Below are 17473 nucleotides of genomic sequence, written 5' to 3' on the forward strand. Positions count from 1 at the left end.
GGGTCAGCCGCCGAGGAGTTCGGCGAAGCGCTCGGCGCCGATGTTGCCGCCGGAGAGGATGAGGCCGACCCGGCGGGGCAGCGGCTCCACCCGGTGGGCCAGCAGGGCGGCCAGGGCGCTCGCGCCGCTCGGTTCGACGACGGTCTTCAGGCGCTCGAAGGCGAACCGCATCGCCTCGCGGATCTCGTCGTCGTCGACGAGGGCGATGCCGTCGAGCAGCCGCCGGTTGATGGAGAAGGTGAGTTCGCCGGGGATGTCCGCGGCCTGGCCGTCGGCGATGGTCCGGGGCACGGGGACGGAGACGCGCCGCCCCGCCTCCAGGGACCGCTTGGTGTCGTCCCCGGCCTCCGGCTCCACACCGATCACCCGGATGTCCGGCAGGAGGCCCTTGGCCGCGGTCGCGCTTCCCGCGATCAGGCCGCCACCGCCGACCGGCACGACCAGGGCGTCCAGCTCGCCGGCCTCCTCGATCAGTTCCAGGGCCGCCGTGCCCTGCCCGGCGATGACGTGGGGGTGCTCGTACGGCGGGATCAGCTCCAGGCCGCGGTCCGCGGCGAGGGCCTCCCCGATCGCGACCCGGTCGCCGGTGTAGCGGTCGTAGGTGACGATCTCGGCGCCGTACCCGGCGGTCGCCTCCAGCTTGGCGCGGGGTGTGTCCTCGGGCATCAGGATGACGGCGGTGGTGCCGAGTTCACGGGCGGCCAGCGCGACCGCCTGGGCGTGGTTGCCGGAGGAGTAGGCGGCGATGCCCTTGGCCAGGCGTTCCGGGGACAGCCGGGACGCGGCGTTGTAGGCACCGCGGAACTTGAAGGCGCCGACCCGCTGGAGGTTCTCGCATTTGACGAAGACCTCGGCGCCCACCAGCTCGTCCAGGGTCCGCGAGCGCAGCACCGGCGTCCGGTGGGCGACGCCCTTGATCCGTGCGGCGGCGTCCCGGACGTCGTCGAGGCTGACGGGCGGGGTGTCGGGCATGTTCGAACTCCGTTCTGGGCGCTGCCGGCCGCCGGGGTCGGCGGATGCCGGATGTCGCCGGATGCTGGACCATTCCGGGCTGGAATCATTGTCCAGCATCTAGACGGAAAGTCCAGCCCGCCGGGCGTGCCCGGGGACGGCAGCGCTCAGCCGGAGTCGTGGCCTGGCCGGCCCTCAGAGCGCCTGGCCGCCGGGGTCGCCCGGCTTGATGCGCCCGCGCCAGGCACCGGTCTCGCCGCCGCGGTGCTCGATGTAGTCCTTGAAGCGGCGCATGTCTCCCTTGACCCGCCGGTCGATCATGCCCAGCGCGTCCGCGCCCTTCTCCGCCATGCCCCCCGGCTCGATGTCCATGACGAGCTCCACGCGCGTGTGCGTGTCGTCCAGGCGCTGGAAGCGGACCGACCCCTTCTGATCGGTGTCGCCGCTGATGGTGCGCCACGTGATCCGCTCGTCGGGGAGCTGGTCGACGATCTCGGTGTCGAACTCGCGCTTCACTCCGCCGATCTTGGTGGTCCAGTGGTTGTGGCGGTCGTCGAGCTGCCTGACCTCTTCCACTCCCTCCATGAACTGCGGGAACTGCTCGAACTGCGTCCACTGGTTGTAGGCGGTGTGGAGGGGAACCTCGACCTCGACCGTTTCCTTGACCGTGCTCATGAGTCCTCCTTGATCGGTCGGCTTTCATCGACCGGCTCTCGCCGGCCGGCGTACGGGTACCCCGGTGACCGGCCCGATCACAACGGCCCTGGGGACCGGACCGGCAGACCGGTGCGCATGCCGGTCGCCCGGGCGTGAGGCACGCTGGTGGCATGAGCCCCTGGCGGAACGTGGCGGCTCTGCGGCAGACGTGGCAGTCGAGCCATGCGCTGCTGCTGCTTCCGATCGCGCTCATCGCGGTGATCACCGTGGTGGACATCCGTACGCCCGACAACGTGCATCTGGGGCCCGCGCTGGTCATCGCCCCGGCGCTCACGCCGTCGTTCGCGGGGCCCGTGGCGACCGGCCTGGTGGGCGCGCTCGCGGTCGCCGCCCAGTTCGTCATCGCGGCCTTCCACGGCGGGGTGGCCACCACGAACCACATCGTGCAGCTCATCACGCTCGCCGTGCTGACCGTCATGGTGGTGATCTACAGCGCGATCCGCGACCGGCGGCGCGCCCAGCTGGCGCAGGTCCGGTCGGTGGCCGAGGCCGCCCAGCACGTCCTGATGTGGCCGCTGCCGGAGCACATCGGCCCGCTGCGGATCGCCTCCCTGTACATGGCCGCCGAGGACGAGGCGCAGATCGGCGGCGACCTGTACGCCGCCAGCCGGTGCGACGGCGCCGTTCGCGTCATGATCGGCGACGTACGCGGCAAGGGTCTCGCCGCGATCGGCGAGGCCGCGCTGCTGCTGGGCGCCTTCCGGGAGGCCGCGCACCGGCAGACCTCCCTGTCCGCGCTGGCCACCACCCTGGAACAGAGCGTGACCCGGTACAGCGCCGACTTCGAACCGCCCGAGGAGGCCGGTGAACGCTTCGCCACCGCCCTGTTCGTCGAGATCCCCGACACCGATCCGGTCACCAGGATGACCAGCTGCGGCCATCCTCCCCCGCTGCTGCTCAGCCCGGGCCACGTGGTCACCGTGCCGAGCCTGCACCCCTCGCCGCCGCTGGGCGTCGGGGTGGCGGGCTCGGCCGACCACACGCTGGACGTGTTCTCCTTCGAGCCCGGCGACACCCTCCTGCTCTACACCGACGGCGTCATCGAGGCCCGCGACGCCGACGGCCACTTCTATCCGCTGGCGGAGCGCGTCGCACGCTGGACGGAGGCCGGCCCCGAGGCCCTGATGCACCACATCCGCCGTGACCTCCTCGCCCACACCGGAGGCCGCCTGGACGACGACGCGGCCCTCATCGCCCTCCACCGCACACCCGCCGACCAGCGCCGGCACGAGCGGCATCCCGTCTTCGCGGGACTGCACCACGGCTCCGGCGCCCAGCCCCGGGCCTGACGACCGGACGGGCGACGGCAGAGCCGAACGGCGAAGCCGAGCGTCAGCGGTCCGGTTCCCGCCGTATCACCCGCGGGCGCGGAACACCTCCTGCGACATGCGCAGACGGAGCTCCTCCAGCGTGCCCAGCTGCCGTTCGGCCCGGGCGAGCAGCTCGTCCAGCTGCCGCGCGTCGAGGCGCCCGTCCGCGTCCGCCAGCGGACGCAGCGCTCGCCAGCAGGCCGCCTTCCCCTCGACGCCGAGCCGGAGGAACTCGAGTTCGAGGACCGAGGAGAGCGGCGACCGGGCGACGATGCGCCCGTTGGGCTTGAGCCGCCCCGCGCCCTCGGCTGCGGCGGCCGCGAGGACCTTGTACCGGCGCTGCGGGACCCCGAGCCGGTCCATGATGCCCAGCAGGCTCTCGCGGTCCTCGGCGATCTCCCGCGCGATCCGTTCCAGCACGCCACCGAGCGGAGGGCCCCGGTGTGCCCGCGCCACGTACCCTGCGCGGCGGACGCCGACGGTGGATCCCGCCAGGTGGTCGTTGAGGTAGATGGCGAGCAGGTCCATGTTCACCGAGGCCGAGTACCCACCCGGCGGCGATGCGCCCATGTGTAACCGATTTATCGACACATCGACTGAATCGTCCCTCCGGTGCGTGGGTACCTGAGCAGTCCGGCGTCGCTTCCGGCGCCGGTGTCACCGGAACACTGGAACATCTCACCGCCTGGAGGAACCATGGCGGCTCTCAGGCCCACCGATCTGCAGAAAGCCCTGTCCGGCGTGGACTACCCGGCTGACCGCGAACAGCTCCGGAAGGTCGCGGAGAAGAACCACGCTCCGAAAGAGATCACGGAGCGCATCTCCCACCTCGGGAAGAAGGAGTTCCAGAACCCGGCCGAGGTCAGCAAGGCCGTGTTCAACGAGAAGTGACAGCACCCACGGACACGGCGGCCGGAGCCTCGGGCTCCGGCCGCCGTGGTGCGTGCTGTCCGACGGTGTGCGCCCTCCGGCCTCACTCACCCGGCGCGAGGGCGCGCGCGAGCACGCGTGCCGTGTCCGAGATCAGCCCGTTGTCCACCGCCGCGTCCCGGGTGGACTTCGACGACAGCACGGCCAGCACGAGCGGTGTCCCCCTGGTGGTCCAGGCCACGCCGAGGTCGTTGCCGGTCGCGTAGTCACCGGTGCCGGTCTTGTCGGCGACGACCCAGTCCCGCGGCAGGCCGCGGCGGAACCGTTCGCCGCTGGTGGTGTTGCCCTTGAGCCAGCTGACGAGCTGCTCGCGGTCGGCGTCCGCCAGGGACCGGCCCAGCGTCAGCCGCGTGAAGCCGCCGTCGGCAGCCTCCGGCGTGGTGGTGTCGCGCAGGTCGCCGGGGACGGCGGAGTTGAGGTCGGTCTCCCAGCGGTCGAGCCGGCTGACCGGGTCGCCGATCGACCGGAAGAACCGGGTGAGGCCGCCCGGGCCGCCGATCTGGCGCAGCAGGAGATTGCCCGCCGCGTTGTCGCTGTACTGGATCGCGGCCGCGCACAGGTCGCCCACCGTCATGCCGGTGTCGACGTGCTTCTCGGTGATCGGGCAGTTCGGCAGCGTCACGTCCGCCGGCGGGTAGTGGACGACCTTGTCCAGCGGCGCGCAGTGACCGTGGTCGCGGAGGATCGCCGCCGCGGCGAACGCCTTGAACGTCGAGCACAGTGCGAACCGCTCCCGCGCCCGGTAGGACACCACCTGCCCGGTGCGCAGGTTACGGGCGTACACACCGAGGCGTGCGGCGTACTGCTGCTCCAGGACGCGCAACTCGCCTTCCGCGCCTCCCTGTCCGGGATCCGGTGCGGCCGAGGCGGTCGACGCCGACGCGGCGGCGGTGAGCGCGGCGGTGGACACGACGAGACCGGCCTTGAGCAGGCCGCGCCGCGGAAAAGGGCTGGGAGTGGTCATAAGCACAGCGAAACAGGCGCCCACCGCCCATGTCCAAGAGTCATCTTTCAACCTCCCATAACCAATTGATATGAAGGCTGGATGGACCTGCTGGCGCACCTCGAGGCGTATGTCGCGGCCGTGGACGAGGCGAGCTTCTCGCGTGCCGCCGACCGGCTCGGGATCGCCCAGCCGCTTCTCAGCCGACGCGTCAAGACACTCGAGGAGCACTTCGGCGGTCCGCTCTTCGACCGTTCACGGCGGCAGGTCACGGTCACCGAGTTCGGCCGGCTCCTCCTCCCGTACGCCCAGGACGTTCTGGACCGGGCCCACCGGTTGCGGCATGTCGCGGAGTCGGCCCGGCAGGCGGCGGTACGGGCCGTCGGTGTGCCGGCGGACTGCGGCCCGGCGGCGCTGGCGCGGGTCATCCGCGCCGGTACGGAGCACGGCATTCCGCTGGGCGTGCACGAACTGCCGCCCCAGGAAAGGCTGTCGGGCCTGTCCGCCGGATCGCTGACGTTCGCGCTGCTGCGGGTTCCACCGGAGAACGCCGCCCTGCGCGTACCGCTCGGCGTGGCCTCCGCCCCGTCGCCGGACGTTGCGGATGCTCCGGACGCTCCGGACGAAAGGCGGCCCGGCCCGCGACCGCGCCCGGTCCATCTGGAGGACCTGCGGCCACGGCGCGGCCACGGCGCGAGGGGCGGCCTTCGGGCACCGGTGCCGGTCCTCTGTCTGGCCGAGGACCAAGTCCCGTACGCACTGGACCGGTTGCGGCGTGCGGCGGCTCGCGCCGGGCTGCCGGAGGACGTGGTCCGGCCGGCCGGGCCGACGGCGACCGCGCTCGCCGAGACCCTCGCGGGGCGGGTGACACTGCTGTGCGCGGAGCCGTTCGCACGGCGGCACGGCGCGAGTTGGGCACCGTTGGGCGACGCGTCGCTGCACCGGGGGTACGAGCCGGGTTCGGCGGAGCGTCAGGGTGTGGCGACCGTGCCGGGCTGGCTGGTCGCTCTGCTGGCGGCCGCGGTCGGTGCCGCGACGGCCGGAGCGGCCGGATCGTACGAGCCCGCGGAGGCCTCCTCGCGACTGGCGGCGCGCGGATGAGCGCCGGCCGGGTCCACCGCCCGGCCTGTACGGCCGATGACGTCGCCCTCCTCGACGTCGCGGAGGCGATCGCCGCCGACTGGGCGGAGCTCGGGGTCCGCGGCTCGTTCCTCGCCCGCAACATCGACACCGGCGAGCGACTCGGCTTCGACGTCGACGAACCGGTGCCGCTCGCCTCGGTGGTCAAGGTCCCGCTCGCGCTGGTCGTGCTGGACCGGATCGCGGCCGGAGAACTCGACGCCGCACGGCCGGTGACCGTCGACCCGGCCACCGGCAGCGTCGGCCCGACCGGGCTGGCGGCCTTCCGGCACCCGGCCACCGTGGCCGTCGGCGACCTGGCCCTCCTCATGCTCGCGGTCAGCGACAACGCCGCCGCCGACGCGTTGCTCGACCTCGTCCCGCCGGCGGACGTCGACGCCCGCCTGGCCGCGTGGGGGTGTTCCGGCATACGGGTGCGGCACCGGCTCGACCACATGTACCGGTGCGCCGCGGGCGCCGCGGGCAACGACTTCTCGCTCGCCCTGGAACTGGCCATCCGCGACGACCGCTCGGGGCGGCACACCATCGAGACGCTGGACCCGGCCCACGCCAACCTCGGCACCGCCGCGTCGCTCGTCACCCTGCTGCGGCGCGTGTGGCGGGACGAGATCGCCCATGTCGGCGCGACCGCCGAACTGCGCCGGCTGATGGGGCTCCAGGTCTTCACCCACCGGCTGGCGGGCGAACTGCGCGCGGACACCGTCCGGGTCAGCGGCAAGACGGGCACGTTCCTCCACCTGCGGCACGAGATCGGTGTGGTGGAGGCCGAGTCCGGTGACCGCGTGGCGATGGCCGCGCTCACCCGCTCCGACCGCCGGGCCCACCTGGCACCGGACATCGACCTCGCGATCGCGATCAGCGCCCGGCAGGCCTTCGAGGCGCTGCGCCGCTGAGGGGCACCGTTCACTCGGGCCGGCCACCGGCCCGGTTCCCGGCCCGCCCCACGACCCACAGGGCGATCTGGGTGCGCGATCGCATGCCCAGCTTGTCGCGGACCTTGTCCAGGTGCGTGGCCACGGTACGGGCGGAAAGACCGAGCCGCTCACCGATCCGCCCGTTGGTCAGCCCCTCGGCGACGAGTTCGGCCACCATGAACTCCCTTGCGGTGAGCGGGTACTGGCCGTCGACGGCCGACGTGGTGTCCCTCGTCGTCGCGCGGTGGCCGCCACCGGGTGTGCGCAGGGCGTACGCGACCAGCCGGTCCCCGCGCAGCCGGCGGCCGACGCTGACGGCCGCGTCCCGCGCGGTCGCCGACAGGCGGGTACGCGCCCGGTCCGCCGTCTGCTCCACCTGCCGCCGCCACGGGTCCTCCGGCTCGGTGTCCAGCCGGCGGCGGGCCTGCGCGCTCGCCTCGTACAGGCGCAGGGCCCGCTGCGGGTCGCCGCTCTCGGCGGCCACCAGGGCCAGGCCCTCGACGGGGTAGAGCGCGTGGAAACCCGCTTCGGGGACGATCCGCAGCACTTCGGCGAACAGTGCCTCGGCGCTCTGAAGCCGTCCCAGCGCCAGCCGCACGGCGCCCGCGGTGTGCAGCGCCGCCGCGGTCCGGCGCCAGGGCGCGTGTTCCCTGATCAGCGGCAGACAGCGGGACATCAGTGCGTCGGCCTCCGCCTCCCGGCCCGTCTGGAGCAGGGCCCAGGCCAGATGGTGGGTGCACCACGCGGTGTCGTGCGGTCGGCCGAGCGCGGCGAGGACGTCCAGGCACTCCCGCAGGTCCGTGACGGCCGCGTCGGGTTCACCGCGGCACAGCCGGGCCGCGGCGCGCGCGTCCAGGGCGTTGGCGAGGCCGGCGGGGTGGTCGCGGGCACGCTCCGCGGCCACCGCTCGCTCACCCAGTAACAGTGCCCGGCGCAGCTCGGCCTGCTGGCAGGCGACGCGCGCGGCCAGCGCCGGGACCGTACCGCCGAGTGCCCGGCCGTCCGCGGTGCCGAGCAGCCCGGTCAGCAGCGTGGCGGCGGCCGAGGGCTGTTCCTGCTGGTAGTGCACACGGGCCAGTTCGAGCGTCAGCCGTGCGTGCGGGGCGGTGTCGCCGTCGACGGTGGACAGGGCCGCCGCGAGGTTGTCGCGCTCCCCGACGAGCGGGCTGTCGGCCTGGTCGGCGAACACCTCGTCACCGGCCCGGTCGGCCAGCCCGGTGAGCCATGCGAGGGCCCGACGCCGGGTGGTGTGCAGTTCGCCGGATGCGACCAGGCGCTCCATCGCGTAGGCCCGGATGGCCGTCAGCTGCCTGAACCGCGCGGGCTCGGCTTCCCCCGGCAGACGGACGATCAGCGACTTGGCCTCGAGGGCGCACAGGATGCCGAGGATCTGCCGCTGTGCGATGCCGTCACCGGCGCAGACGGTCCGCGCCGCGTCCGTCCCGAACCCGCCGACGAGGACCGCGAGACGCCGGAAGACGGCCTGTTCGGCCGGGTCGAGCAGCCGGTGGCTCCAGTCGATGGCGGTGGCCAGCTCGCTGTGCCGCCGGGGCCCGGTCCTGCTTCCGCCGGTGAGGAGTGGCAGCTGGGACAACTGGTCGTCCAGGCCGGCCAGGATGTCCCCCGGCGCGAGGGTGCCGACGCGGCCGGCCGCGAGTTCGACGGCGAGGGTCAGCCCGTCCAGCCGGCGGCATATCTCGGCGACGGTCCTGCCGTTGCCGCGGTGCAGGGTGAATCCGGGTGCCCGGCCGGCGGCGCGCTCGGTGAACAGCCGGACGGCGTCGGCCCGCAGGAGGACCGCCGGGTCGTCCTCGTCGCCGGCCGGGGGCAGGGACAGCTCGCCGACCCGGAACACGGTCTCACCGGGCACCCGCAGGGCCTCCCGGCTGGTGGCCAGGATCCGCAGCCGGGGGCAGTGCCGCAGCAGGGCCGCCGCCAGTCGCGCGCACGGCTCGGCCAGATGCTCGCAGTTGTCGAGGATCAGCAGCCGCGAGGCGTCACCGATCGCGCCGACGAGGACGTCCACGCCGGTCCGGCCGGCCTGTTCGCCGACGGCCAGGGCGGCGGCCACGGACTGCGTGAGGAGCGCTTGGTCGTGCAGCGAGTCGAGTTCCACCAGGTCCACCCGGGTGCCGCGGGCGGACAGGCCCCTGGCGAACTCCAGCGCCAGCCGCGTCTTGCCGACGCCTCCGGTACCGGTCAGGGTGAGCAGGCGCGACGTCCTCAGCAGGGTGCGCAGCCGCGTCAGCTCCTGCCGCCGGCCCACGAAGGAGTCGAGCGCCCGGGGCGGGACGAGACCCCGGGCGCCCGGATCCGGGCGGGCCGACCGCCGTCTGTGCGCCCGTTGCCGGCACGCGTCGGAGCAGTAGCGAGCCGGCCGGCCGCCGTGCGGTCTCCCGGTCAGCGCCGCACCGCACGACTCGCACGTCCGACTCCGGCTCATCCCGGATTCCTGGCCGCGCGTGCCCGGAGCGAAACCCTCACCTTCCGCTCCGGCGCGTGGTCAGGGCGTCGCGGCGGGGTCGACACCCAGCACGACGGTGCCGGTCACCCCTTTCCCGAGGTCGCTGCCGGCCGGGGTGACGGTCAGCAGGGTCGAGGACCCGCCGTTGCGGTAGATGCCGTCCCTGGCGTTGAGCGTGCGGGTGGCCGTGTTGTTCCGGTAGGGGGCCCGGGCGGCGACCCTGGTGTTGTACGTCTCCGGGAAGTAGAGCTGGCCGGTGTGGGAGACGTGGCCCCCGTGGTACGTCCCGTTGGACACCGTGCCGCCGGCGTGCGTCTTGACGTGGATGTGGAGGGCCCGGCCCACGTACCAGCCGGGGTAGATCGTGGTGAACTCCGCGACGCCGCCGGAGTCGGTCAGCTGGACGCCGCGCAGGAAGGTCGTGTCCGGGGTGGAGCCGCCCGCGACGTAGCCGGAGTAGACCCCGAGGGCGTCGCAGTGCCAGATGTCTACCGCGGTACCGGGCAGCGGGGCGCAGGTCGTGCTGTCGACCACGGTGACGCGCAGCGTCAGCGGCACGCCTGCCCTGCCCTCGGTGATGTCCTTGCGGACCGTCTCCAGGTCCAGGTAGTACGGCCCTTCGGTCTGCTCGGGCGTGAGGACGCAGGCGGCGGCCGCCGACCGGGCCGGCGACCGCGTGGCGGTGTTCCGGTCGGTGGCCGCGCCCGCCTGCGCGGCCGTGAGCCCGAGGCCGGCCACGCCGAGGGTCGCGCCGCCCAGGGTGGCGATGACGGATCGCCGGTTGTGGTGGGGGGTGTCAGTCATGCTGAGACGATGACGCGTTGGGCGCTCCGCGGGATCGGTCGGACGACCCACGAATCGGGTGCGTCACGAAACTCCCCCACGACGGCCGCTGCCCCGGGCCCCGCGGCCGTCACCCGTTCGTCGCGGCCTTCTTGATCGCTTCGCGGATCCGGGAGTACGTACCGCAGCGGCACACGTTCTCGATCCGGTCGATGTCGGCGTCGGTCGGGTGGGCGGTCTTCTTCAGCAGGGCCGCCGCAGCCATGATCTGGCCGGGCTGGCAGAAGCCGCACTGGGCGACGTCGCAGTCGAGCCAGGCCTGCTGCACGGGGTGCAGGGTGTCGCCGTCGGCCAGGCCCTCGATGGTGGTGACCTCGCGCTCCGCGCAGTCGGCGACCGGCACGACGCAGGGCTGGACCTCCGCGCCGTCGAGGTGACTGGTACAGGCACGGCAGACGCCCACGCCGCAGCCGTACTTGGGTCCGGTGACGTGCAGCAGGTCCCGCAGGACCCACAGCAGCGGCATGTCGGCAGGGGCCTCGACGGTGACCGGCTTGCCGTTGAGGACGAAGGAGTAGGACGGCATCGGCACTCTTTCAGAAGACGAGTCAGAAAGTGAGGGGGAAGCGACGGGGCTTGGTACCGGTGGCCCTGGCGTAGGCGTTGGCGACGGCACCGGCCGCGGCCGGCACACCGAGTTCGCCCGCCCCGCCCGGCTCCCGGCCGGAGGGCATGATGTGCGCCTCGAAGTGCAGCGGGGCGTGCCGCTGGCGGGCGTAGTGGAAGTCGGCGTAGCTGCTCTCGCGGACGGCGCCCCGGTCGATGTGGAGGCCTGCCTGGAGGACGGTGGAGATGCCGTCGATCGCGGTGCCCATCAGCTGGGCCTCAAGTCCGCGCGGGTTGACGGCCGTTCCGACGTCGGCGGCCATCACCACCTTGGTCACCCGGGGGTTCTTCGGGTCGCCGGCGTCGATCTCGGTCAGGCAGGCGACGCACGAGCCGTACTCCTCGTGCACGGCGACGCCCTGCGCCTGGCCGGCCGGCATGGTCCGGCCCCAGTCCCCGGCGGCCGCGACCTTTTCGAGTACGGCCTTGACGGCCTTGTTCCGGAGTGTGGTGCGCCGGAAGGCGACCGGGTCCACGCCGAGGCGCGCGGCGACCTCGTCGACCATGACCTCCTCCGCGGCGCGCGTCGTCCCGGAGTCCACCGACCGCCAGGCGCCGAGCGGCATCGCCAGCTCGACGGAGCCCGAGTCACCGGAGACCCGGCCGAAGTCGTACAGGCCGCTCTCGCTGGGCAGCGGACCGGCGGCACGCGCCCCGGCCCGGACGATCCCGCCCTTGGCGGACAGCCCCTTGCCCTCGTACGACTCGCTCACCGAGGCCGTCACGCGGGTGAAGGCCACCACCCTGCCCCCGGCGTGGCTGACCCGGATCCGATGGTGGTCGGCCGGGCGCATCCTGCCGTGCCGGGTGTCGTCGGCGCGGCTCCACATCAGCTTCACCGGCCGGCGTGCCGCCTTGGAGACGAGGGCCGCCTCGATCGCGGCGTCGTAGTTCAGCCGCCGCCCGAACGAACCGCCGCCGCGGATGACATGGACCCGCACCTTCGACGCGGGCAGCCCGACCGCCGAGGCGATGCTGTCGCGCGCGTCCATCGGTGTCTGGGAGGAGAACCAGATCTCGGCATGCCCGGCACGCACGTCCGCCACCGCGGTCAGCACCTCCATGGGCGCATGGCTGACGAAGGCGAACTCGAACTCGCCCTCGACCTGTTCCGATCCACGCGGCGGAGTACCCATGCGGGGCACGGCTGCCCGCAGCCGCGAGCGGATGGCGGCGTCGGACAGCGAGGCGAGGGGGCCGGGCGCCCAGGTGATGTGGAGGGCGTCCCTGGCCTTGAAGGCGTGGTGGAAGGACTCGGCCACCACGGCGACCCCGCCGGCGATCCTGACGACGGCGTGGACCCCCGGCATCGCCCGCGCGGCCCGGTCGTCGACGGACACGACCTTGCCGCCGAGCGTGGGTGGCCTGGCCACCACGGTCGGCTTCGCTCCGGCCACCGTGAGGTCTCCGGTGTACTTCGCCTTGCCGGTGACGATGTCCCGGGCATCGATCCGGTTCGTCGGCCGGCCGATCACCCGGTGCCGGGAGGCCGGCTTGGGCTTGCTCGACACGGCCGGACGGCGGACCCGCGCGGCGCTCTCGGTCAGCGAGCCGAAGGTGGCCGAACGTCCGTCCGGCGCGATCACCTGCGTGTCCCGGGTGCGCAGGGACCACGCGGGGAGCCGCCACCGCCTGGCCGCGGCGGTCACCAGCTTGGCGCGCGCCAGGGCGGCCAGCGCACGGGCCGGGCCGTACAGCGAACTGACCGAACTGGAGCCGCCGGTGTACTGGTTGCCCTTGGCGCGGGCCTCGGCGAGCGGGATGTCGACGTCGGCGAGCCGGGCGTCCAGCTCCTCGGCGATCATCATGGCGACCGCGGTGGTGACGCCCTGGCCGACCTCGACGCGCGGCAGCCGTACGACGACCTTGTTCGCCTCCGTGACCTCGAGGACCAGCATCTCCTCGTCCGTGCCGGTCACCAGGACGTCGGACCGCTCACGGGTGGTCTCCGCGCCCTCCGCGGGGGACGCGTCGCAGCCGAGGGGGGCCGCGACGGTCAGGGTGGACGCCGCGAGGGAGTAGACCATGAATCTGCGACGGGACAGCTGACGGGCCAACAGACGCTCCTTACGGGGTTGCCGGGTCGCTCCGGCTGCGTGTGCCGACTCCTAGGAGGCGTCAGCTTGCCCGGAGGTTGCCTGTGTATGACCGCCACTTGGGACTTCCGCGCGGCGCCTTCCCGGTCCCGAAGCCGACAAAGGCGCCTGAAAAGGCGTCACCGATGAAATGCGGGAAATTCACTTCGCCCGCTCGTTGACGATTCGGTGGCGAGCATGTGTGGATATCGTAGTCACCGGGCGTGAAGTGGTGGCGTATAAGCATGTCGGTACCGTTTCGCGCCACCGCTGTTCACAGAGAAGGCTTGCGGCGGAATCCGACGTGCAGTAACTACGTGAATCATGAACCTGTTCCACCGCGGTCCGTCACTCCGCCGCTCGGCATCCGGCACGACCGCCCAACTCACCGCAGATCCGGCTGACTTGGCCTCTGGCGCCGTTCCCGATCCCGCCCTTGCGGCGCTGACCGGAGAATGGATGATCGACCCGGCGCACAGCAGGATCGGCTTCTCCGTCCGGCATGCCATGGTGACAACGGTGCGCGGGGCATTCACCGAGTACCAGAGCCGGCTCTACTTCGACGGGCGCAATCCCGCTCGCTCGCGGGCGGAGATCACATTGTCCACCGCGAGTGTCGACACCGGCGTGGAACAGCGTGACGCCCACCTGGCCGGCCGTGACTTCCTGGACTCCGCGGCTTATCCCCGTATGCGTTTCACCAGTACCGCCGTGCAACTCGCGAGCCCCGACGTCTACCGCATGACCGGGGATCTCACCATCAAGGACGTCACCCGTCCCGTCGTCCTGGAGCTCACCTACATAGGACACGTCACCGACCCCTTCGGCTATGAGCGGGCCGGATTCGACGGCACCACCACCATCGACCGCTCCGACTGGGGCCTGACGTACAACGCCCGGCTCGCCGAGGGCGGCGCCATGGTGAGTGAGAAGGTGCGCCTCCAGTTCGACATCGCCGCCATCCGCGCCACACCCATGGGCTGACCGACCGGCGTTCCTGGTCCCGGTACTACCAGGAACCCGGGGGCACTGGCTGTCCGCACCGCCCGCTCGCACAGTGGTCGCATGACCACGACACTGATCACCGGAGCGAACAAGGGTCTCGGCTTCGAGACCGCCCGCCGCCTCGTCGACGCGGGCCACACCGTCTACATCGGCAGCCGCGACGCCGAACGCGGCCGCCGGGCCGCCGAGCAACTGGGGGCGCGGACGGTCCGGCTGGACGTCACCGACGACGCGTCCGTGGCGGCCGCCGTGCGGGCCATCGAGGCCGACGGAGGGCTGGACGTACTGATCAACAACGCCGGCGTCGAGGAACGGGCCGACGGCAACGCCGTGATCGGCGCCGCGGACGTCACGGCCGACATCATGCGGAACACGTTCGAGACCAATGTCTTCGGCACGGTGCGCGTCCTCCACGCCTTCCTCCCGCTCCTGGAGCGTTCGGCCGCCCCCGTGGTGGTCAACCTCAGCAGCGGGCTGGCCTCCCTGACCCGGGTCACCGACGCCGGCACCCCGACGTACGCCTACCCGGGCGTCGCCTACCCGGCGTCGAAGACCGCCGTCAACATGATCACGGTGCAGTACGCGAAGGCGTTCCCCCGCATGCGGATCAACGCGGTGGAGCCCGGCTTCACCAAGACCGACCTGAACGGCAACACCGGCATCCAGACCGTCGAGCAGGGCGCCGAGATCATCGTGCGCATGGCGCAGGTGGGCCCCGACGGGCCCACCGGGGGCTACTTCGACGCCGAAGGCGCCCTTCCCTGGTGATCCGTACCGGCGCGGCTCACCGGCGGAAGGTCCTGCTCGGTCCAGATGCACTTGCCGTCACCGAGGAAGCGCGTACCCCAGCGCCGTGACAGGGCGGCGACCAGGTGCAGGCCCCGGCCGCCCTCGTCCGTGTAGCCGGCGCGCCGGATGCGCGGGGTGGTGAGGCTGCCGTCGTACACCTCGCAGATCAGTGACCGGCTGCGCAGCAGCCGCAGCCGGACGGGCCCCCTGGCATGCCGGACGACGTTGCCGACCAGCTCGCTGACCAGCAGCTCGGTGGTCATCTCGAGCTCTTCGAGGCCCCACGCCGCCAGCCGGTGGCGGACGAACTCGCGGGCCTGTCCGGCCGCCCTGGGCTCGTCCGGCAGGCTGCACGAGGCGACGTCACCGGGAGCCGTGGCGCGGGGGTCGCGGTGGTGCAGCAGGCCGGCCAGCCCGTGCAGACCGGCGACCGCCTGCTGGAGCGCGAGCGGCAGGGCGAGCGGCAGGGCGAGCGAGTCCGGCTGGTCCCCGGCCGCGGTCTCCAGCAGTCGCAGGCGTACGGACTCCGGTGCTTGGGCGCGACTCCCGCGCCCGGCGATACCGGCCGTCACCTCGCCTCCCCGGTCCGTGCCGAGTCTGCTGACATCAACAGTAGGTCGTCAGGGCTCCCTGAGCAGCGTGAGGTGGGCGAGGTCCCCGGGCGGCGGGGTCGTCACCGACCACAGCGGGGCGGCTGTCCCGTCGGCCACCGCCGCCGGGGCGTCGGTCAGGTTCATCCGCTCCCGCAGACGGCCGTAGAAGTCCGTCGGCCCCAGCCGGACCGCCCGCAGCCGGCGTGGCGCCGCGTACACGCCGATCCAGTCGCCCGGGTCGAGCACGCCGCGCAGCTGGCCGTCGACGCTGACCGCGGCCTGACCCGACCGTTCGAGCACGCGCAGCCCCACAGGCTCGTCCGGGGCGGTCACGACCGACCGGTTGAACGCCATGTGCGGGGCGACCGGCGTGAACACCAGCGCCTCGGCCCGCGGCGAGACGACGGGGCCGCCGGCGGCGAAGCTGTAGGCGGTCGAGCCCGTCGGGGTGGCCACCATCAGGGCGTCGGCGGAGTAGGACGCCAGCAGCCGGCCCGCGACGTACACCCCGACCGACACCTGGCGGTCCCTCGACAGCTTCTCCAGGACGATGTCGTTCAGCGCGAAGACGTTCAGCGGGACGCCCCACTCGTCGCCGATCTCGCAGTCGGTGCGCACCCCGGGAGGCGGCAGGAGCGGCCCGCGGCCGTACCGCAGCAGCGCTTCCATGTCCGACGGCACCCGCAGCCGGCACGAGGCGCGCATGGTCAGCAGCAGGCGGTGCTCCACGGTCACCCGATCGTCCCGTACGGCGTCCAGTGCCTCGCGCACCTCGGCGACGGGCACCTCCGTCAGGAAGCCCACCCGTCCCAGGTCGACGCCGAGGACCAGGGCGTCGTGCTCGGCGGCCAGCCGTGCGCCGCGCAGGAAGGTGCCGTCGCCTCCCAGCGTGACGATGAGGTCGGGATCACCGGCGGCCTCCACCTCCTCCCCCGCGCTGCGCCGCACGCCGTCCCCCCACACATCGATGTCCGTGCACGGCACGGCGTGCTCGGCACACCACTCCCGTACGGCACGGGCGGCCTCCGCGGCTTCCGCGCGCCCACCGTGCACGACCAGTCCCAGCCGGCTCACCGTCACGTCCGCCTCCGCGTCACCTCGCCACCGGTCACCGATGCACCCCGAGTAACCCACCGACGCCGCCTGCCACACCGCCGGGTCCACTGAGCGCATCGCGAAGACGGTCCGGTTCACGGCGCTCGACGCGATCCGCCGCTCAGCCGCCCGTCAGCGCCCGGACGGGGGCACCGGCGAGGAAGGCGGTGATGTCCTCCACCGCCTGCGTGTAGAAGGTGCGGTAGTTCTCCTCGCTGACGTAGCCGAGGTGCGGGGTGGCGAGCACGTTCGGCAGGGAGCGCAGGGGGTCGTCGGCGGGGAGCGGCTCGGTCTCGAAGACGTCGAGCCCCGCCCCGGCGATCCAGCCGTCCCGCAGGGCGCGCAGGAGTGCGCCGCCGTCGACGATGGCGGCGCGGGAGGTGTTGACCAGGTAGGCGTGCGGACGCATGGCGCGCAGTTCCGCCTCGCCGAGCAGGCCCCGGGTGCGGTCGGAGAGGACGAGGTGGACGGAGACGAAGTCGCTGCGGCTGAGCAGGTCCTTCTTGCCGGTGGCGAGCCGGGCTCCGGCATCGGCCGCTCGCTCGGCGGTGAGGTTCTCGCTCCAGGCGAGGACGTCCATGCCGAAGCCGGTGGCGACGCGGGCGACCCGGGTACCGATCTTCCCGAGTCCGAGCAGGCCCAGGGTCCGGCCGTGCAGGTCCTGACCGACGGTGGACTGCCAGGGGCCGCCTTCGCGCAGGGCCCGGTTCTCGGCGGTGACGTGCCGGGCGAGGCCGAGGATGAGCGCCCAGGTCAGTTCGACGGGCGGGGTGGAGCTGCTGGCCGTACCGCAGACGGTCACGCCCTGGGCCGCCGCCGTCGCGAGGTCGATGGAGGCGTTGCGCATGCCGGTGGTCACCAGCAGGCGCAGCCGGGGCAGCCGGCGCAGGAGCTCGGCGTCGAAGGGGGTCCGCTCCCGCATGGCCACGATGATCTCGCAGTCGGCGAGCTCTGCCACGAGTGCGTCCCGGTCGGTGAGGTGTTCGCGGAGCGCGCGTACCTCGACCTGGCCGGCGAGGGGGCTCCAGTCCGCCAGGTGCAGGGCGGCGCCCTGGTAGTCGTCCAGCACGGCGCAGTGGAGGGTCATGCGGGCACTCT

General features: G+C 72.9%; 16 protein-coding genes and 1 pseudogene. 6 read left to right on the forward strand and 11 right to left on the reverse strand.

Annotated features, from left to right (window positions below; genetic code table 11):
• Positions 1-3: 3 nt before the first annotated feature.
• Together ACFY01_RS05120 and ACFY01_RS05125 are read right to left on the reverse strand one after the other, a co-directional pair.
• Entirely contained in the window at positions 4-972 is a 969-nt protein-coding gene (locus ACFY01_RS05120) for a pyridoxal-phosphate dependent enzyme (protein ID WP_390734270.1), read from the reverse strand.
• Positions 973-1146: 174 nt separating this feature from the next.
• Complete coding sequence (locus ACFY01_RS05125; RefSeq protein ID WP_390734271.1) at positions 1147-1626, reverse strand: SRPBCC family protein; 480 nt, start codon at positions 1624-1626, stop codon at positions 1147-1149.
• Positions 1627-1778: 152 nt separating this feature from the next.
• Here ACFY01_RS05125 and ACFY01_RS05130 point away from each other — a divergent pair, with 152 nt between their 5' ends.
• The gene (locus tag ACFY01_RS05130) at positions 1779-2957 is read left to right on the forward strand and encodes a PP2C family protein-serine/threonine phosphatase (RefSeq protein WP_390734272.1); all 1179 of its coding nucleotides are present in this window, start codon (positions 1779-1781) and stop codon (positions 2955-2957) included.
• A 66-nt stretch (positions 2958-3023) separates the two neighbouring features.
• Here ACFY01_RS05130 and ACFY01_RS05135 read toward each other — a convergent pair whose 3' ends face one another.
• Positions 3024-3548 (reverse strand): hypothetical protein, encoded by a 525-nt coding sequence (locus tag ACFY01_RS05135; RefSeq protein WP_390734273.1) that lies wholly within the window; start codon positions 3546-3548, stop codon positions 3024-3026.
• A 126-nt stretch (positions 3549-3674) separates the two neighbouring features.
• On the opposite strand from ACFY01_RS05135, the gene ACFY01_RS05140 reads away from it, so the two are divergent.
• On the forward strand, positions 3675-3869 hold the full coding sequence (locus ACFY01_RS05140; protein WP_390734274.1) for a DUF2795 domain-containing protein: 195 nt from the start codon (positions 3675-3677) through the stop codon (positions 3867-3869).
• An 82-nt stretch (positions 3870-3951) separates the two neighbouring features.
• On the opposite strand, the gene bla is transcribed toward ACFY01_RS05140, so the two are convergent.
• Positions 3952-4872: a class A beta-lactamase gene (gene bla, locus ACFY01_RS05145; protein WP_390734275.1), complete on the reverse strand. Its 921-nt coding sequence runs from the start codon at positions 4870-4872 to the stop codon at positions 3952-3954.
• 81 nt (positions 4873-4953) lie between these two features.
• Here bla and ACFY01_RS05150 point away from each other — a divergent pair, with 81 nt between their 5' ends.
• Entirely contained in the window at positions 4954-5952 is a 999-nt protein-coding gene (locus ACFY01_RS05150; protein ID WP_390734276.1) for a LysR family transcriptional regulator, read from the forward strand.
• The gene (locus tag ACFY01_RS05155; protein WP_390734277.1) at positions 5949-6884 is read left to right on the forward strand and encodes a serine hydrolase; all 936 of its coding nucleotides are present in this window, start codon (positions 5949-5951) and stop codon (positions 6882-6884) included. Before ACFY01_RS05150 ends, ACFY01_RS05155 begins: the two co-directional genes overlap by 4 nt.
• A 10-nt stretch (positions 6885-6894) precedes the next feature.
• Here the strand turns inward: ACFY01_RS05155 and ACFY01_RS05160 are convergent, their stop codons facing one another.
• From ACFY01_RS05160 to ACFY01_RS05175, 4 genes are all read right to left on the reverse strand, one after another.
• Positions 6895-9348 carry an ATP-binding protein gene (locus ACFY01_RS05160; protein ID WP_390734278.1) on the reverse strand — a complete coding sequence of 818 codons (2454 nt, stop codon included), beginning with the start codon at positions 9346-9348 and terminating at the stop codon, positions 6895-6897.
• Between the two features lie 60 nt (positions 9349-9408).
• The gene (locus ACFY01_RS05165) at positions 9409-10173 is read right to left on the reverse strand and encodes an intradiol ring-cleavage dioxygenase (RefSeq protein ID WP_390734279.1); all 765 of its coding nucleotides are present in this window, start codon (positions 10171-10173) and stop codon (positions 9409-9411) included.
• A gap of 109 nt (positions 10174-10282) precedes the next feature.
• Positions 10283-10738: a (2Fe-2S)-binding protein gene (locus ACFY01_RS05170; RefSeq protein WP_390734280.1), complete on the reverse strand. Its 456-nt coding sequence runs from the start codon at positions 10736-10738 to the stop codon at positions 10283-10285.
• Between the two features lie 22 nt (positions 10739-10760).
• Positions 10761-12845 (reverse strand): molybdopterin cofactor-binding domain-containing protein, encoded by a 2085-nt coding sequence (locus tag ACFY01_RS05175; protein ID WP_390734660.1) that lies wholly within the window; start codon positions 12843-12845, stop codon positions 10761-10763.
• Positions 12846-13217: 372 nt separating this feature from the next.
• Between ACFY01_RS05175 and ACFY01_RS05180 the strand changes: the two genes are divergently transcribed.
• Together ACFY01_RS05180 and ACFY01_RS05185 are read left to right on the forward strand one after the other, a co-directional pair.
• Positions 13218-13877, forward strand: a complete 660-nt coding sequence (locus ACFY01_RS05180; protein WP_390734281.1) for a YceI family protein — start codon at positions 13218-13220, stop codon at positions 13875-13877.
• Between the two features lie 81 nt (positions 13878-13958).
• Entirely contained in the window at positions 13959-14666 is a 708-nt protein-coding gene (locus tag ACFY01_RS05185; RefSeq protein WP_390734282.1) for an SDR family NAD(P)-dependent oxidoreductase, read from the forward strand.
• Here ACFY01_RS05185 and ACFY01_RS05190 read toward each other — a convergent pair.
• The 3 genes and pseudogenes from ACFY01_RS05190 to ACFY01_RS05200 form a co-directional block, all read right to left on the reverse strand.
• Positions 14633-15070, reverse strand: a pseudogene (locus ACFY01_RS05190) (ATP-binding protein); the annotation flags it as partial. The gene ACFY01_RS05185 and the pseudogene ACFY01_RS05190 overlap by 34 nt on opposite strands.
• Positions 15071-15307: 237 nt before the next feature.
• Positions 15308-16360, reverse strand: coding sequence for an NAD(+)/NADH kinase (locus tag ACFY01_RS05195; RefSeq protein WP_390734661.1), 1053 nt, complete (start codon positions 16358-16360; stop codon positions 15308-15310).
• A 136-nt stretch (positions 16361-16496) separates the two neighbouring features.
• Entirely contained in the window at positions 16497-17462 is a 966-nt protein-coding gene (locus tag ACFY01_RS05200) for a D-2-hydroxyacid dehydrogenase family protein (protein ID WP_390734283.1), read from the reverse strand.
• Positions 17463-17473: the final 11 nt, after the last annotated feature.

The organism is Streptomyces sp. NPDC001480 (assembly GCF_042894725.1).
Taxonomy (GTDB): Bacteria; Actinomycetota; Actinomycetes; order Streptomycetales; family Streptomycetaceae; genus Streptomyces.

What these genes read in the sequence shown, in the direction of transcription:
- ACFY01_RS05120 (WP_390734270.1), bottom strand. Translation starts at nt 972, where the DNA reads ATGCCCGACACCCCGCCCGTCAGCCTCGACGACGTCCGGGACGCCGCC.
- ACFY01_RS05125 (WP_390734271.1), bottom strand. Translation starts at nt 1,626, where the DNA reads ATGAGCACGGTCAAGGAAACGGTCGAGGTCGAGGTTCCCCTCCACACC.
- ACFY01_RS05130 (WP_390734272.1), top strand. Translation starts at nt 1,779, where the DNA reads ATGAGCCCCTGGCGGAACGTGGCGGCTCTGCGGCAGACGTGGCAGTCG.
- ACFY01_RS05135 (WP_390734273.1), bottom strand. Translation starts at nt 3,548, where the DNA reads ATGGGCGCATCGCCGCCGGGTGGGTACTCGGCCTCGGTGAACATGGAC.
- ACFY01_RS05140 (WP_390734274.1), top strand. Translation starts at nt 3,675, where the DNA reads ATGGCGGCTCTCAGGCCCACCGATCTGCAGAAAGCCCTGTCCGGCGTG.
- bla (WP_390734275.1), bottom strand. Translation starts at nt 4,872, where the DNA reads ATGACCACTCCCAGCCCTTTTCCGCGGCGCGGCCTGCTCAAGGCCGGT.
- ACFY01_RS05150 (WP_390734276.1), top strand. Translation starts at nt 4,954, where the DNA reads ATGGACCTGCTGGCGCACCTCGAGGCGTATGTCGCGGCCGTGGACGAG.
- ACFY01_RS05155 (WP_390734277.1), top strand. Translation starts at nt 5,949, where the DNA reads ATGAGCGCCGGCCGGGTCCACCGCCCGGCCTGTACGGCCGATGACGTC.
- ACFY01_RS05160 (WP_390734278.1), bottom strand. Translation starts at nt 9,348, where the DNA reads ATGAGCCGGAGTCGGACGTGCGAGTCGTGCGGTGCGGCGCTGACCGGG.
- ACFY01_RS05165 (WP_390734279.1), bottom strand. Translation starts at nt 10,173, where the DNA reads ATGACTGACACCCCCCACCACAACCGGCGATCCGTCATCGCCACCCTG.
- ACFY01_RS05170 (WP_390734280.1), bottom strand. Translation starts at nt 10,738, where the DNA reads ATGCCGTCCTACTCCTTCGTCCTCAACGGCAAGCCGGTCACCGTCGAG.
- ACFY01_RS05175 (WP_390734660.1), bottom strand. Translation starts at nt 12,845, where the DNA reads ATGGTCTACTCCCTCGCGGCGTCCACCCTGACCGTCGCGGCCCCCCTC.
- ACFY01_RS05180 (WP_390734281.1), top strand. Translation starts at nt 13,218, where the DNA reads ATGAACCTGTTCCACCGCGGTCCGTCACTCCGCCGCTCGGCATCCGGC.
- ACFY01_RS05185 (WP_390734282.1), top strand. Translation starts at nt 13,959, where the DNA reads ATGACCACGACACTGATCACCGGAGCGAACAAGGGTCTCGGCTTCGAG.
- ACFY01_RS05200 (WP_390734283.1), bottom strand. Translation starts at nt 17,462, where the DNA reads ATGACCCTCCACTGCGCCGTGCTGGACGACTACCAGGGCGCCGCCCTG.